The sequence below is a fragment of the Bradyrhizobium diazoefficiens genome, from assembly GCF_016612535.1.
In the GTDB taxonomy this organism is placed as follows: domain Bacteria; phylum Pseudomonadota; class Alphaproteobacteria; order Rhizobiales; family Xanthobacteraceae; genus Bradyrhizobium; species Bradyrhizobium diazoefficiens_C.
Genome location: NZ_JAENXS010000002.1, coordinates 257632 through 271948, shown reverse-complemented (window position 1 = coordinate 271948; position 14317 = coordinate 257632). Strand labels below are relative to the sequence as shown.

Annotated in this window: 13 protein-coding genes; 5 read left to right on the top strand and 8 right to left on the bottom strand. The window is 63.2% G+C overall.

What is annotated here, in order from left to right; translation table 11 throughout:
* Nucleotides 1-32: 32 nt before the first annotated feature.
* The 3 genes from JJE66_RS17990 to JJE66_RS17980 form a co-directional block, all read right to left on the bottom strand.
* A complete protein-coding gene (locus JJE66_RS17990; protein WP_200515644.1) occupies nt 33-773 on the bottom strand; it encodes a carbonic anhydrase in 741 nt (246 codons plus the stop codon).
* 135 nt (nt 774-908) lie between these two features.
* Complete coding sequence (dnaE, locus tag JJE66_RS17985) at nt 909-4406, bottom strand: DNA polymerase III subunit alpha (protein WP_200515643.1); 3498 nt, start codon at nt 4404-4406, stop codon at nt 909-911.
* Between the two features lie 466 nt (nt 4407-4872).
* A complete protein-coding gene (locus tag JJE66_RS17980) occupies nt 4873-5592 on the bottom strand; it encodes an outer membrane protein (protein ID WP_200515642.1) in 720 nt (239 codons plus the stop codon).
* Nucleotides 5593-5911: 319 nt separating this feature from the next.
* On the opposite strand from JJE66_RS17980, the gene JJE66_RS17975 reads away from it, so the two are divergent.
* Both JJE66_RS17975 and JJE66_RS17970 read left to right on the top strand, forming a co-directional pair.
* Entirely contained in the window at nt 5912-6169 is a 258-nt protein-coding gene (locus tag JJE66_RS17975; protein ID WP_200518558.1) for a DUF3551 domain-containing protein, read from the top strand.
* A 129-nt stretch (nt 6170-6298) separates the two neighbouring features.
* Nucleotides 6299-7552 (top strand): hypothetical protein, encoded by a 1254-nt coding sequence (locus JJE66_RS17970; protein ID WP_200515641.1) that lies wholly within the window; start codon nt 6299-6301, stop codon nt 7550-7552.
* A 166-nt stretch (nt 7553-7718) separates the two neighbouring features.
* Here JJE66_RS17970 and JJE66_RS17965 read toward each other — a convergent pair whose 3' ends face one another.
* The gene (locus tag JJE66_RS17965) at nt 7719-8708 is read right to left on the bottom strand and encodes an ABC transporter substrate-binding protein (RefSeq protein ID WP_200515640.1); all 990 of its coding nucleotides are present in this window, start codon (nt 8706-8708) and stop codon (nt 7719-7721) included.
* Nucleotides 8709-8866: 158 nt separating this feature from the next.
* Here JJE66_RS17965 and JJE66_RS17960 point away from each other — a divergent pair, with 158 nt between their 5' ends.
* A complete protein-coding gene (locus tag JJE66_RS17960) occupies nt 8867-9154 on the top strand; it encodes a hypothetical protein (RefSeq protein ID WP_200515639.1) in 288 nt (95 codons plus the stop codon).
* A 289-nt stretch (nt 9155-9443) separates the two neighbouring features.
* Complete coding sequence (locus tag JJE66_RS17955) at nt 9444-10322, top strand: DUF1259 domain-containing protein (RefSeq protein WP_409362848.1); 879 nt, start codon at nt 9444-9446, stop codon at nt 10320-10322.
* A 101-nt stretch (nt 10323-10423) separates the two neighbouring features.
* Here JJE66_RS17955 and JJE66_RS17950 read toward each other — a convergent pair whose 3' ends face one another.
* From JJE66_RS17950 to JJE66_RS17935, 4 genes are all read right to left on the bottom strand, one after another.
* Entirely contained in the window at nt 10424-11521 is a 1098-nt protein-coding gene (locus JJE66_RS17950; RefSeq protein ID WP_200515637.1) for a Cj0069 family protein, read from the bottom strand.
* 32 nt (nt 11522-11553) lie between these two features.
* Nucleotides 11554-11727 (bottom strand): hypothetical protein, encoded by a 174-nt coding sequence (locus tag JJE66_RS17945; protein WP_200515636.1) that lies wholly within the window; start codon nt 11725-11727, stop codon nt 11554-11556.
* Between the two features lie 134 nt (nt 11728-11861).
* On the bottom strand, nt 11862-12113 hold the full coding sequence (locus JJE66_RS17940) for a DUF1127 domain-containing protein (RefSeq protein WP_200515635.1): 252 nt from the start codon (nt 12111-12113) through the stop codon (nt 11862-11864).
* Nucleotides 12114-12296: 183 nt separating this feature from the next.
* Nucleotides 12297-13070 (bottom strand): helix-turn-helix transcriptional regulator, encoded by a 774-nt coding sequence (locus tag JJE66_RS17935; protein WP_200515634.1) that lies wholly within the window; start codon nt 13068-13070, stop codon nt 12297-12299.
* Nucleotides 13071-13178: 108 nt separating this feature from the next.
* On the opposite strand from JJE66_RS17935, the gene JJE66_RS17930 reads away from it, so the two are divergent.
* Entirely contained in the window at nt 13179-14258 is a 1080-nt protein-coding gene (locus tag JJE66_RS17930; protein ID WP_200515633.1) for a zinc-binding alcohol dehydrogenase family protein, read from the top strand.
* Nucleotides 14259-14317 lie beyond the last annotated feature (59 nt).

Below are 14317 nucleotides of genomic sequence, written 5' to 3'. Positions count from 1 at the left end.
CTTTGCTCAAGCTTCAGCCTTTTACGTAAGCTTCAGCCCTGCGCGATCAGCTCCACCTTCCCGGTCGTGAGCCGGTAGATGCCACCGACGATCTTCAGTCTGCCCTGCTCCACGGCCGCATTAAGGATCGGCGCGGCGGATTTCAGCTTCGCGACATTGTCGATCACGTTCTGCCGGATCGCCTTGTCGAGGAGGTCCCCGCCCTGCTGCATCGCAGCTTTTGCGGCGGGCGCAATCGCATCGACTAGCGAGGGAATGTGGCCCGGCGGCGGCTTGCCGTCCTTGATCGCCTTCAGCGTCGCATCGACCGCGCCGCAAGCATCGTGACCGAGCACCAGGATCATCGGCGTGTTGAGCACGGCGACCGCATATTCCATGCTGGCGATGGTCTCAGTGCCGGCAAAATTGCCGGCAACGCGGCAGACGAAGAGATCGCCGCGGCCGGTGTCGAAAGCATATTCCGGCGCGATGCGTGAATCGGCGCAGCTCAGGACGGCCGCGAATGGATTTTGGCCGCCGGCCAGCGCCTCGCGCTCGTGCTTGAAATCGTGGCGCCGCGACACGCCGTCGGCGTAGCGGGCATTGCCTTCCATCAACCGCTTCAGCGCTGCGTCGGGCGACAGCACATTCTGGGGTTTAGGTGGCGCCTTGGTTTCCTTGGCGAAGGCTCTACCGGTGAAGGCAACGCCCAGCGCCGACGCAGCGAGCAGCATCGCAGACCGCCGCGACGGGGCGATCAGATCGGACGCGCCTTCAGAACATCGCTCGCACATGATTCTCTCCCTGCATTCTCTGCCGACCCCTTGCCTCCCGCAAGGTGCGCGCAAGCAGCGCAAGGCGCAACCATGAATAGTGTCCGCTTGCGAAGATCACGCACCAACGCGGGGTTCAGCTGGCAGGCGCGAATTCTACAATTGCTGCACGTCCACCACACCCGCGACGGCCTTGATGGCGCCTGCGATCTGCGGCGAGACCTTGAAACGGCCGGGCAGCTTCATCTCGACCTCGGTCTCGAGGTCGAGCATCATCACCAGCGAGACCTCGCCGTCGCCGTTGGAGCGCGGCGCGATGCCGGGACTGCCGAGCTTTGATGTAGCGCCGTTCGCGCCTTCAGGTCCGGCCAGACGCTTGGCGATCGAGTCCAGCGGCTTGGTGTCGCGCACGAAGATGCGCAGGCCCTTCTGCGTCTTGGCGGCGGCGTCATCCAGCGGCTCGGCATGCAGCACGCGAGCGCGGACGTCCTCGCCCTGGAGCTCGGCACCGAGCTGGAGCAGCACCGCGGCGCCCGGCTCCAGCACGTCGCGATATTGCGCGAGGCCCTCGGAAAACAGCACCGCCTCGAAATGACCCGTGGGATCGGAGAGCCCCATGATGCCCATCTTGTTGCCGGTCTTGGTGCGCCGCTCCATCCGCGACACCACGGTGGCCGCGACCTTGCCGGCGGTGGCGCCGGTCTTCACCGCACGCGAGAACTCCGCCCAGCTCTGCACCCGCAGCCGCTTCAGCACCGTGGCATAATCATCGAGCGGATGCCCCGACAGGAAGAAGCCGATCGCGTCGTATTCGCGGCGCAGCCGCTCGGCCGGCAGCCACGGCTCGATCTGCGGCAGCATGATGCTCGGTGCGTCGGCCGACATGCCGAACATGTCGTTCTGGCCGATGGACTCGGCCTGATGCGCACGCTGGCAGGCGGCGAGGATCGAATCCGCACCGGCGAAGACGCGGGCGCGGTTCGGCTCCAGCGTGTCGAAGGCGCCGGCGGCGGCGAGACTTTCAATGATGCGCTTGTTGATCGCGCGCGGATTGACGCGCGCGGCGAAGTCGGCGAGCGAGGTGAACAATCCCCGCTTGGTCCGCTCCTCGATGATCTGGTCGATGGCCTGGATGCCGACGCCCTTCAGCGCGGCGAGCGCGTAGTAGATCGTCTTGTCGCCGACCTCGAAGGTGGCGCCGGACCGGTTGATGTTCGGCGGCTCGACCTTGATGCCGAGCCGCTGCGCCTCGGAGCGGAATTCGGAGAGCTTGTCGGTATTGTTGAGATCGAGCGTCATCGACGCCGCGATGAACTCCACCGGATAATGCGCCTTCATATAGGCGGTGTGATAGGACACCAGCGCATAGGCTGCTGCGTGGCTCTTGTTGAAGCCGTAATCGGCGAATTTCGCCAGCAGCTCGAAGATGGTCTCGGCCTGGGCCTTCGGCACGTTATTCTTGACCGCGCCCGCGACGAAGATGTCGCGCTGCTTGTCCATCTCGGCCCGGATCTTCTTGCCCATGGCGCGGCGCAACAGGTCGGCGTCGCCGAGCGAATAGCCCGACATTACCTGCGCGATCTGCATCACCTGTTCCTGGTAGATGATGACGCCGAAGGTCTCCTTCAGGATCGGCTCGAGCACGGGATGGAGATATTCCGGCTCCTCGTCGCCGTGCTTGCGCGCGCAATAGGTCGGGATGTTCGCCATCGGGCCGGGGCGATACAGTGCGACCAGCGCGATGATGTCCTCGAAACGGTCGGGGCGCATGTCGACCAGCGCGCGTCGCATCCCCTGGCTTTCAACCTGGAACACGCCGACCACTTCGCCGCGCGCCAGCATCTGGTAGCTCTCGGCATCGTCGATCGGCAGTGTCGCGAGATCGACATGGATGTCGCGCGGCTTGAGCAATTTGCACGCGACGTCGAGCACGGTCAGCGTCTTCAGGCCGAGGAAGTCGAACTTGACGAGGCCGGCCGGCTCGACCCATTTCATGTTGAACTGGGTCACCGGCATGTCCGACTTGGGATCGCGGTACATCGGCACGAGTTCGCTCAAGGGGCGATCGCCGATCACGATGCCGGCCGCGTGCGTCGAGGCGTGGCGGGTCAGGCCCTCGAGGCGCTGCGCGATGTCGAAGGCGCGCGCCACCACGGGATCCTCGTCGCGGAACGCCTGAAGTTTCGGCTCGCTCTCGATCGCAGCCGCGAGCGTCACCGGCGCGGCCGGATTCTGCGGCACGAGTTTCGTCAGCTTGTCGACCTGGCCATAGGGCATTTGCAGCACGCGGCCGACGTCGCGCAGCACGCCGCGCGCCTGCAGCGTACCGAAGGTGATGATCTGCGCGACCTGGTCACGGCCGTAGCGCTGCTGGACGTATTGGATCACCTCGCCGCGGCGGTCCTGGCAGAAGTCGATGTCGAAGTCCGGCATCGAGACACGCTCGGGATTGAGGAAGCGCTCGAACAGCAGGCCGAACTTGATCGGGTCGAGGTCGGTGATGGTCAGCGCCCAGGCGACCAGCGAGCCTGCGCCGGAGCCGCGGCCCGGCCCGACAGGAATGCCCTGGCCCTTCGCCCATTTGATGAAGTCGGACACGATCAGGAAGTAGCCCGCGTACTTCATGCGCATGATGACGTCGAGCTCGAACGCCAGGCGGCTGCTGTAGTCCTCGTCCGTCGTGCCCTGCGACAGGCCGTGGACGCTAAGGCGATTGGCGAGCCCCTCCTCGGCCTGCCGCTTCAGCTCGGCCGCCTCGACCGCGGCGGCGTCGGAGCTTGCCGCGGCGCCGACGGTGAAGAACGGTAGGATCGGCTTGCGCGTCATCGGGCGGAACGAGCAGCGCTCGGCGATCTCGACCGTCGAGGCGAGCGCCTCGGGAATGTCGGCGAACAGCACCGCCATCTCGGCGCGGGTCTTGAAGCGGTGATCCGGCGTCAGCTGCTCGCGCTCGGTTTCGGCGATCAGCCGGCCGCCGGCGATGCAGAGCAGTGCGTCATGTGCCTCGTAATCGTCGGTCGACGCGAAATACGGCTCGTTGGTCGCAACCAGCGGCAGGCCTTTGGAATAGGCGATGTCGACCAGGGCGCTCTCGACGCGCCGTTCCTTGTCGAGGTTGTGGCGCTGCAATTCGATGTAGAAGCGATCGCCGAACAGGCCGGCGAGACGTTCGCAGCGCGCCGCCGCTATTTCAGCCTGACCCGAGGCAAGCGCGAGCGAGATCGGCCCATCGGGCCCACCCGTCAGCGCGATCAGGCCTTCGGTCTCGCCGTCGAACCAATCGAACCTGATGAACGGCGCGTGGCTGTCCGGCGATTCGAGGAACGCGCGCGAATTCAACCGCATCAGGCTGCGATAGCCGCGCTCTTGCGCGGCCAGCAGCACCACGCGCGCAGGCGGAAGCGCGTTGCGCGCATTGGGATCCTGGTCGCCGAAATCGATTGCGAGCTCGCAGCCGACGATAGGCTGGATGCCGGAGCCCGCCATCTTGTCGGAGAACTCCAGCGCACCGAACAGATTGTCGGTGTCGGTCAGCGCCAGAGCCGGCTGGTGATCCTTCTTCGCAAGCTCGGCGAGCTTGGCGATCTTGATCGAGCCCTTGAGCAAGGAATAGGCCGAGTGAACGTGAAGGTGGACAAATCCGGCGCTCGGCATGGTCGCGTGACGGCCTCTTGCGATGGGTGGAGCGGTCGCCGGCCCCTCGAGGCATCATGCACGGGCCCGGCCGACTCGCCTCACAATGGTGCGGGCTCGCCGCGCCAGAGTCCACGCCGCAGCCGCCGACCGGCCGCCTCATCCCGGTTTTCCCCAAGGGCCAATAAGGGGCCCGGGTGGCAAAAGCGGCGGGATCAGAGCTGCGGGATGACTTGGGCCCAGATCGCGATCATCCCGACGAACAGCGTGATCGACGTCAGTGCAGCGGCTTCTTCCACGAAAATCCTGAACATGGCTTGCTCCATCACTAGAACGTATGAAGAACATTGTTCTCATTTCGTTCTCAGGAGTCAAGCTATATGGAGTAACTCAAAACAGAATGGTTAACTCGCTGAATGAGCACAACAAAAAGCCCCGGCGCAAGGCCGGGGCTTTCCACGATCGCTTCCTGCGAAGCGACTGTCTCTTAGTACCTGCCGATCATCGGGCCGCCGAACTTGTAGTTCAGGCGGACGAGACCCATGTCGACGTCCTGCTTGGTGTTGACGGCGAAAACACCGAGGCCGCCGGTCAGGGTCTGATCCTTGCCACCCAGGAAGATGTGGTTGTACTCGGCGCCGACCGACCAGTTCGGAGCGAAGCCGAATTCGATGCCAGCACCAATGGTGCCGCCCCAACGGGTGTCGCTGGCCGAAGCCGTCGCGCCGCCGAACGAGGCGTCGTACTTGGTGCCAACCACAGCCGCACCGCCCTTCGCGTAGAGCAGGACGTTGTTCCAGGCGTAGCCGACCTGGCCCGTGATCAGACCGAACGAATCGATCTTGGTGTGGTTGGTGAAACCGGAGATCGCGCCAATGTGGCTGCCGGAGAAGTCGGCCCAGTTGCCCTGGCCTTCCACGCCGAACACGAACTGGCCGGACTGCATGCGATAGCCGACCTGACCACCGACCGTGCCGCCGGTCGCATCGTGCGAACCGTCGCGACCGAATCCGACCAGATCCCAGGTCGCGTGCGATGAACCGCCGCCGCCGTTGATACCGATGTAGAAGCCGCTCCAGTCATAGACGGTCGCGATCATCGCCGGCGCCTTGGTGTAAGGCCGCGCAGCGAGGTCAGCAGCCAGCGCCGGCGCAGTCGCGCTGAGCGCGACAAGGCTCACAGCGGCAAGCAACAAATTCTTGTTCATTTGAATCCCGTTCCAGTTTCGTCGTTAGGCCCCCGGGCCGTAGCGACGTCATACCAGCGCTCGACGGAATTGCTGTAACCTCGACGCAACAGTTCGCGCCAAAGGCCCGCGTGTCATTAATGAGGATTTAGCAGCGCGTTCGGGACACCCTTTGAAACAAGACTATTCAGCAGTTCCAATGCCTTCTGCGCGACGTACACTGCGAACGCGCGTAACATCGTCGCGCGCACAATCCTGTGATTGGAACATCGAAATGCGCGCGCTGTTTGCTCTCCCCATTGTCGCCACATTTTCGCTCGCCTTCGCCACATTCGCGTTGATGTCGGGCGCGAGCGAGCCAGCGCGCGTCGCGATCGGCGCGCTCTTTGCGAGCGGGTCTGTACACGCACAGACCTATGATCCGAACTATCCGGTCTGCATGCAGATCTACGGCCCCGTCGGCTATCTCGACTGCCGCTACGGCTCGCTCGACCAGTGCAAATATCTCGCCGTCGGCCGCTCCGCGAGCTGCGTCGTGAACCCGTATTTTGCGCAGAAGAAGCCGGTGCCCCCTCGCCGGTCGCGGCGGATCGATTGAGGAGCGCGCCCGGCTTGCGGGGGCACCATCAGCTCCCGGCATCCCGAAATGCCACCAAAAGTTGTGATCACATCATTCATCGTATAGCATCGACGCGCTGTTCTTCATCGCGCCTGGTCCCCGCATTTCATGCTCGCTCGTAGTCTGCTCCTCGTGGCCTCGCTGTCGATCCCCGGCGCATTGCGTGCAGAACAGACGCCGGCCGAGAAAGCCGGATTTGCCCCCAGGCTGACGATCTATCTTGCCAAGGGGGCCCCTGACGCATGTGGCTCGGGCTGCGATCGCTGGATCGCCATCGAGGGCCAGGTCGATAATGGTGCTGCGTCCCGCGTTCGCCGCTTCCTCGCCGGCATCAAGGACCCGCAGCTTCCAATCTACCTTCATTCCCCCGGCGGCAATGTCGAGCAGTCCTACGTCATCGGACGGCTGCTGCACACCCGCAGGGCGGTCGCACGGGTCGGCCAGACGATTGCGACGGCGTGTGCCGCAGGCTCGCAGCTGGACGCCGCGTGCCTGAAGATCAAGAACGCAGGCGGCGAGGTCGAAGGCGATCTCACCACCTACCATGCGATGTGCAACTCGGCCTGCGGCTACCTCTTTCTCGGCGCGACATCACGCGAGGTGGCCCCCGACGCGGCGCTGGCAGTCCATAATTCCAAGCTGGTCTTCGCCATTCACGGCCATCCGCCTCCGCAATTGCTCGCGGAGTTCAGGCGGCGTCAAACGGCAAGCAGCGACCGCGACCGCGCCGCGTATATTGCGACGATGGGGATCAGCCGCGAGCTTGATGATCTGATCCGGACCGTGAAGTTCGAAAATCTGCACGTGCTGACGCGCGCCGAGCTCTACAAGTTCGGAATCGACACGCGGCCACTTGCCGAGACGGTGTGGAAGCTCGAGAAGGGAAATTGGCCCTACGTCAGCAAGTTCGCCGTGCTGAAGAGGGAGAACGGATCTTCATTCCGAACGATGGAATGGCGCTTGTTCTGCGAGAACAGGAATCGCGTGCCGCTGATGTTCGCGGCCGAAATCGACGAGAAGACCGCCGGCAAAAGCACGATCATGATGACGGCGGGCAGCGACGCGACCAGGGAGATTGGAGGATCTCCGGTGCAGACCGGCAAATACGAGATGTGGAGCGGTGCCGTCCAACCCGAAATGGTCAAGGCGATGCTGACGTCCCACGCTCTCCAGGTCCGCGAAAGCAGGCCGATGCCGGATGGAAAGACGGACATGGCGAAGTTCGACCTCGACATGACCGGCTTGGCATCGGCATGGACGCAGCTTGGGGCATCGTGCTCACCGGCGACGACGAGTCAGAAGAGCCCTTGGCCGGCCGGTCCGCGGCCGAACGTCAGCGCGGCGCCTTCGGCCGCACCTTGATCCTGCGGGTGACGGTCACAGTGCACTTTACTGACTTGACGCGCCTTTCCCGGTAGCCCCGCTGAGCCGCCGATGCTTCTGGAAATGGTTCATGTAGACTGTTGGCGAACCTGGTTGAGAGTTTTGTGCACTGTAACGCGGCCCAACAGCTGACAAGCAGCTCGGATTATTCAATCACCTCATCCGCGCTGAGAAGCAACGCCTGCGGTACTGTCAAACCTAGTGCCTTCGCTGTTTTGACATTGACGGCCAGCTCAAATTTAGTGGGCTGCTGAACCGGAAGATCCGCTGGACTTGCGCCTTTCAAAATGCGGTCCGCATAGTCCGCAGCGCGCCGAAACAGGTCCACGCGATCAATGCCGTACGCAAGCAATGCACCGTTGGTCGCGCCAATCACAATTGGAAATATGAGAGGAAGGCGAAGCCGCTCAACCAACGAAATCAGGGGCGAACGTTGGCCAAACATGAAACTGTCAGGAAGTACGATGACAGCGCCGCCTGCCCTTGACGCAGTTTCGGTCACCGCCCGTTCGATCTCAGCCAGGCTCCGGACGAGGTGAGGTACGAGCGTGACTTTCATCCGCGGCGCGGCCGCTTGCATTGCGGGCAGAAACATCGGCGCATAAGGAGCCGTGTCCGGGTTGTACAGCAGCGCAATAGTCGCGGTATTAGGGGCCACCTCCTTCAGATAATCGAGCCACTTTCCGCCTATACTGGCTTCCTCAGCGCTGAATCCGGTGATGTTTCCACCCGGGTGGGACAAGTTCGGCACGAAACCCTGGCCGACGGGATCGGCAACCGAGACGAATATCATCGGAATTGTCACCGTCGACTGACGCAACGCGATGAGCGATGGCGTGGCGTTTGCTATCAAGACGTCGGGCCTCAGCTCAATCAATTCGCGTGCAAGAGCCAATGCCCGTTCTGGATCGCCAACGGTCCAACGCGTTTCAATCAAGACCGATTGACCGATCTTCCAATCGAGATCGCGCAGGCCCTGACCGAACGCCGCGATCTGTCTTTGGGCCTCCGGGTCGTCTTCAAGTCGCGCCATCAGGATACCGATGCGACGACGGGGAGAAGCTTGTTTGGCCATAGCCACGGGCAACCAGGCCACCGCGCTACCAATCAGGCCAAGGAATGCTCGCCGGTTCATGCGCCCCTCCCGGTTATGGGGTTAACATTGAAGGGAGCTAATTTAAAGGGACTGGTGTTGGCTCGGATGTCCGAATGGATCACTTTCGGACATCGCACGAGCGATGATCCGCTTCGTGTCCAGACCGGCCTCGCTCTGGCGCCGTGACGATATTCCTGATGAGCGCGTTGTGGATCGGCGCGACAGGAGCCGTCACGCGGGACTCCGTCAAACTGTTTCTGATCGGACTGCCTGCGCCGTTTGCCGGCACCTGGCTTGGCCTCAAACTGTTCGGCCGCATCAACGAAGCCACGTTCCGCAAGGTCGTGCTGTTGCTGCGGTTGGATTCGGGCGCCGTCCGGATCTTCCAGCTAGCGCAGGCGGGTTTGCAGTTCGGTCCCCGAACAACAATTCTTGAACCTGGAAAGCAACTTTCTGCCGGCGTTTTCAGCCCTCACGAATTTTGAAATGCCAGGTTCCGATTGACAAGCGACGTGCGCCTTGGCGTAGTCCTGTTCATGGGGAAAGCGATCTCCCCACGAGGCGACATGCCCAAGAATCGCGTCCGGTCATCCACCGAGGACGCATCATGTCTGCCGTCTACTCTATAACCCCCGATAAACTTGACCGCCCCATCGGCACGCGTGCGTGCCCGATGCTTATTGACGTCCGTATCGACGAGGATTTCGAGGGGGTCCCAATCGACGCGGCCACAAATCCGGCTGGGAGCAAAACAGGAAGGAGTGAGCGATGCGAATGTTCGAGCTACTGATCGTCGCCGGCGTAACGATTTCCGGCGCAGCACGCGGAGAAGACATCCTCTGGTCGAAGGTCGACAAGGCCATGGGTAGGCCGGCAGCGGTCAATCAGGATGTCCACCGATACGGATTTCCGCGGACAGACCTGAACGTGACCCTCGACGGCGTCACCATCAAGCCCTCGCTGGCACTGGGAGGCTGGGTCGCCTTCAAGCCGATGGGCAGCCAGGCCATGGTCATGGGCGATCTCGTTCTGCTCGAAACCGAGATCGAACCCGTCATGGCCAAGCTCATTGAAGGCGGGCTCGACATCACCGCCATCCACAACCATCTTCTGCGCGCCAGTCCGGCGACGTTCTACATGCATGTCGGTGGTCACGGGGACCCGGTGAAGATGGCCGCGGTCATCCACGACGCGCTCGCGGTCAGCAAGACCCCGATGACGGCGCCGGCTGCGCCCGCTACGCCGCCGGCCGTCGACCTCGACAGCGCGCAGATCGAACAGATCATCGGAGTAAAGGGCCAAGCCAACGGCGGCGTGCTTCAATTCAACGTGCCACGTCGCGACGCCGTCACGATGGAAGGCATGCAGATGGTTCCCGTTGGGCCCATGGGCGTCGCCGAGGCCATCAACTTCCAACCGACCGGAAACGGCAAGGCGGCGATCACAGGCGACTTCGTCCTGACCGACATCGAGGTGAACCCGGTCCTGAAGACGCTGCGGTCCAACGGCATCGACGTCACCGCGCTTCACAGCCACATGCTGATGGAGAATCCGCGGCTGTTCTTCATGCACTTCTGGGCGAATGACGATGCCATCAAGCTCGCGAAAGGCCTGCGGGCGGCACTCGACAAGGCAGCCGTGGCAAAGAATTGAAGTCGATGCACAAGCACCCATGCTGATCTGTCACACGGCAGATTAGCATGGGCATTTCGGAAGACATCGGCACGGCGGTGTGGGCTTCCGCCCGCCATGCCTCAGTTGACGGCCGGCGGCAGCGAAGCGGAAGCCACTCGTTGCCGTCGAAGGATGCGATCCCTGACCGTCTGCGCTATCGCCGCCGGCGCGTCGTCAGGTATCGCAAAGCATGAACTGGCGTTGATTTCGCAGAGGACGTACGTATCGGCGCCGGTGGCATCCCGCGGGCCGTAGAGGAAATCCGCGTCCCAGATGACCGGCAGCGATTCTTCGTCGATGCCCAGTGTTTCCATCAACTGCGGCGTCCAAATGTCCTCCATTGACCTTCGCAGCGACTGGAACGGCGGCGCGTCCGGCCCGTGCATGATCCGCGGACCGGGTTGCGCCTCCGGCGAGTCCGGGCCATCCGGCGGTGGCGGGATCAACGCTTTGATCAACTGGTGGCCGAAGCCTGCGACTTTCGATCCGCTCATGTAACAGCGGATCATCCCTTCGGGCAGGCGAGGCTGGAACGACTGATCGATGATGCAGCCGCCCCAGCCGAAATACGCTTCGCAACGGGTGATGAAAGCCTCGAGCGGAAGCTCTTCGGGTTGGCTGCCGCGTTGCGCGTGCAGTACCCGCACCACCGCATCGGTGTTCGGCAGGGCTTCCACCTTCCAGACACCCTGGCCCCCATTCCCGCGGTTCTGTTTGAGCACGCGTGGGCCGCCCGCACGAAGACGCGGTGGGAATTCCGCGCGAAAAGCAGCAGCACTATCGTATCGATGCGTATCGCCGCCCCAGCCGAGGTGGCGCGTCCGGAAGAGCACTTCCTTGACGCCCATCTTTAGAATGACGTCGGGATGCGCACTCACCCACGGGCCTCGCGCAGCGGCTTCGCGCAGCAATGGATCCAGCGCCGCACGCGTCTTGCCCTGATGGATCGGATCGACCCAGACCAGCACGCCATCCGCCGCCAGCAGTTGATCCCGGACTGCATCGGCGAAGGTTTCGTCATAGATGACGGGATAGGCCCCGATGCCAATGGAAGCGAGTGCTTCGAAGACGCGGACGAAACGGCTGTTCTGCGGAGTTGCGTCGCGGCGCGCCGCTGCGTCACCGCGAGACAGGATGGCAATGGTGAGACGACGAGATGTCTGTTGTTCGGTGTCCATGTGCAAGCTCCACGGTGATCTTGGAGGGGCCGTCAATTGCCGGCAGCCGGCAGCGGCGTGATCGAAATCCGGTCGAAACGGGTCACGCTGTCAGCCTTGGTCCACAGACCGACGCCTCCTGCTTCGGTGAACGTCGCATCGACCACCAACTTTCCGTCGTAGGAGATCGCGAAGCGCTCACCGCACGCGCCGACAGCCGTCGACACGATCGATTGTTCCGGATGGAATGCTCTTGGGCCTTTGCCGTGAGCTTGGTGCGATGTCTCGTCCGTGGAGACAAGCAGACACACTGCGCGCCGATGGCTGCTTACTCGGCTGTACCAATGCGGATAATGGACACTCATCGGCTGTCGCGCCAAGCGTCCAGGTACAAGGAAGACCTTCGTACTTCTTCGACCGTCGCCCTCGATACGCCAATGTCGGCGAGCAGCCGGTCGTCTAATTCGAGAAGCTCACCGTATTGGCGACGTCGCTCCAGCCACAGTACTGTTCCGGCCAACCACGCGAGCGGGAATTTCCAGAACCATCCAAGATCTGGAAAAGCTGGATGGGATGTATCAGTTGAGCTGTGGGTGCTGCTGCTGCAAGACATGTTTCACCTCCGTAGGGAGCGAAACAACGCTTGGCTCGAGAGCTTATCGGGCGGTTGTGGATGACCCGAGAGCTATCGGTATCATGCCTGCGTTTGCCGCACAAGCGATAGTGGTTCTGCGTTGATCGGTAGAGCGGCATCGGGCCGGCCCTTACCATTTCGGACCTTACGAGTGCACGTCCCCTACACCGGCGTATAGATCACCAGCTTCAGCGCCGGATCGTCATTGGCCTGAAAACTCGCGTGCTCGAAATGCAGCACGCCCTTGGTGGGATGCGTCATGGTCTTGCGGCCCGACAAGGTGCGGTGAACCTCGTGCGCCCCCCACCATTTGACGAATTCGGGACTGCCTTCACGCAGCCGCGTCAGCAATTCCGCAAAGGCGGGATCGCCGGCCCAGACGTCGTGGCTGGCGCGAAACATCGCGACCATGCGCTTGGCGACGTCCGTCCAGCCAGCGCCGTAGGATTTGCGCGTGCTCTTGTTGGTCATCATCAGCAGCAGCGTGTTGCGATCCTCCTCCGGCAACCGCCCGAACGCGAAGATCTCTTCGGCGGCTTCGTTCCAGGCCAGCACGTCCCAGCGTCGCCCGGTGATGTAGGCCGGGTGCGGCAGGCTCTCGACCAGCCGCAGGATCGCCGGCGGCACCACCTCGCGCGTGAACGCCCCCCTCGTGCCGTCGCGCGCGAGGTCCTTGAGATGCGCATGCTCGGTCTTGCTGAGGCGCAGCGCACGCGCCAGCGCGTCGACGGTCGTGACCGACGGGCTGACGGTGCGGCCCTGCTCGAGGCGGATGTACCAGTCCACGCCAATGCCGGCGAGCTGGGCGACCTCCTCGCGACGCAGCCCCGCAGTGCGGCGCCGCTGCCCTGCGGGAAGGCCGACGGTCTTCGGCGACAGCTTTTCGCGGCGGGAGCGCAGAAAATCACCGAATTCGACGCGGCGTGGATCGGCCATGGCATGCTCCCGCGATGGAGGGCCTTTAGGATACTAGGATAATACCAGGCCTTCCTGCCCATTCAAGGCCGGTCCATATGACGTACACCCGAATATGAGGTGAACATCATGAAAGCCGCCGTACTCAAATCGTTTGGATCGCCGCTCGTCATCGAGGACGTTCCGGAACCTGTCATCGGCACCGGCGAGGTGGTCATCGATGTCGTCGCCACGCGCGTGTTGTCCTATGCCAACGAAGTGTTCAGCGGCGAGCGCAAATATTTACTGGATCTGCCGGTCATCCCCTGCGGCGGCGGCATCGGCCGCGTGCGGGCGATCGGACCGGATGCGACCAAGCTCACGATCGGCGATTGGGTGTTGTGCGATCCAACCGTTCGTTCGCGTGACGATACCGTCTCGCCCGACATCACGTTGCAAGGCATCAGCGCCCGCGGCGAGGGCGGCATGCGGCTGCAAAAATATTTCCGTGACGGCTCGTTTGCCGAGCAGATGCGCCTGCCGACCGAGAACGTGAAGCGTCTCGGCGAAATTACCTCCGCCGAAGCCACGCAATGGTGCGCGCTGGGGACGCTGCTGGTGCCCTATGGCGGCTTTCTCGCGGCCAATCTGCAACCGGGCGAAACTGTGCTGGTCAGCGGCGCCACCGGCAATTTCGGCAGCGCGGCCGTCTCGGTCGCGCTGGCGATGGGCGCGGCCTGCGTCATCGCGCCGGGCCGTAATGAGAAAATCCTGGCCGACCTCGTCCGCCGTTTTGGCCCACGGGTGAGGCCGGTCAAGCTCACCGGCAACGAGGACGACGACCGCGAGGCGATGAAGCGCGCAAGCCCCGGTCCGATCGATTGCGTGTTCGACATCATGCCGCCCTCGGTCAGCACCACGGTGGTGCGCGCGGCGATCATGACGGTGCGTCCGTATGGCCGCGTCGTGCTGATGGGCGGCGTCAACATGCTCGGCGGCGCGGGCCTCGACCTGCCGTACAACTGGATCATGCGTGACTGCATCACCATCCACGGCGTCTGGATGTACCCGCCGGACGCGGCGACCCGCCTGATCGCGCTGGTGCGCGCCGGGCTGTTACGGCTGGACGAGTACGAGGCGAAAGCCTTCGACCTCGACCACGCCAACGAGGCGGTGGCGCATGCCGCGGCCAATGGCGGCCCGTTCAAATTGACCGTGATCAGGCCGTAACCGCCCTGCCCGCTGCGGTGATGCGCCGCCGCGGCGGGTTTGCCTGTGTTGTCAGATGG

Bases quoted from the DNA above. Each gene is read 5' to 3' on its own strand.
- JJE66_RS17990 (WP_200515644.1), bottom strand. From the start codon at position 773: ATGTGCGAGCGATGTTCTGAAGGCGCGTCCGATCTGATCGCCCCGTCG.
- dnaE (WP_200515643.1), bottom strand. From the start codon at position 4,406: ATGCCGAGCGCCGGATTTGTCCACCTTCACGTTCACTCGGCCTATTCC.
- JJE66_RS17980 (WP_200515642.1), bottom strand. From the start codon at position 5,592: ATGAACAAGAATTTGTTGCTTGCCGCTGTGAGCCTTGTCGCGCTCAGC.
- JJE66_RS17975 (WP_200518558.1), top strand. From the start codon at position 5,912: ATGTCGGGCGCGAGCGAGCCAGCGCGCGTCGCGATCGGCGCGCTCTTT.
- JJE66_RS17970 (WP_200515641.1), top strand. From the start codon at position 6,299: ATGCTCGCTCGTAGTCTGCTCCTCGTGGCCTCGCTGTCGATCCCCGGC.
- JJE66_RS17965 (WP_200515640.1), bottom strand. From the start codon at position 8,708: ATGAACCGGCGAGCATTCCTTGGCCTGATTGGTAGCGCGGTGGCCTGG.
- JJE66_RS17960 (WP_200515639.1), top strand. From the start codon at position 8,867: ATGAGCGCGTTGTGGATCGGCGCGACAGGAGCCGTCACGCGGGACTCC.
- JJE66_RS17955 (WP_409362848.1), top strand. From the start codon at position 9,444: ATGTTCGAGCTACTGATCGTCGCCGGCGTAACGATTTCCGGCGCAGCA.
- JJE66_RS17950 (WP_200515637.1), bottom strand. From the start codon at position 11,521: ATGGACACCGAACAACAGACATCTCGTCGTCTCACCATTGCCATCCTG.
- JJE66_RS17940 (WP_200515635.1), bottom strand. From the start codon at position 12,113: ATGTCTTGCAGCAGCAGCACCCACAGCTCAACTGATACATCCCATCCA.
- JJE66_RS17935 (WP_200515634.1), bottom strand. From the start codon at position 13,070: ATGGCCGATCCACGCCGCGTCGAATTCGGTGATTTTCTGCGCTCCCGC.
- JJE66_RS17930 (WP_200515633.1), top strand. From the start codon at position 13,179: ATGAAAGCCGCCGTACTCAAATCGTTTGGATCGCCGCTCGTCATCGAG.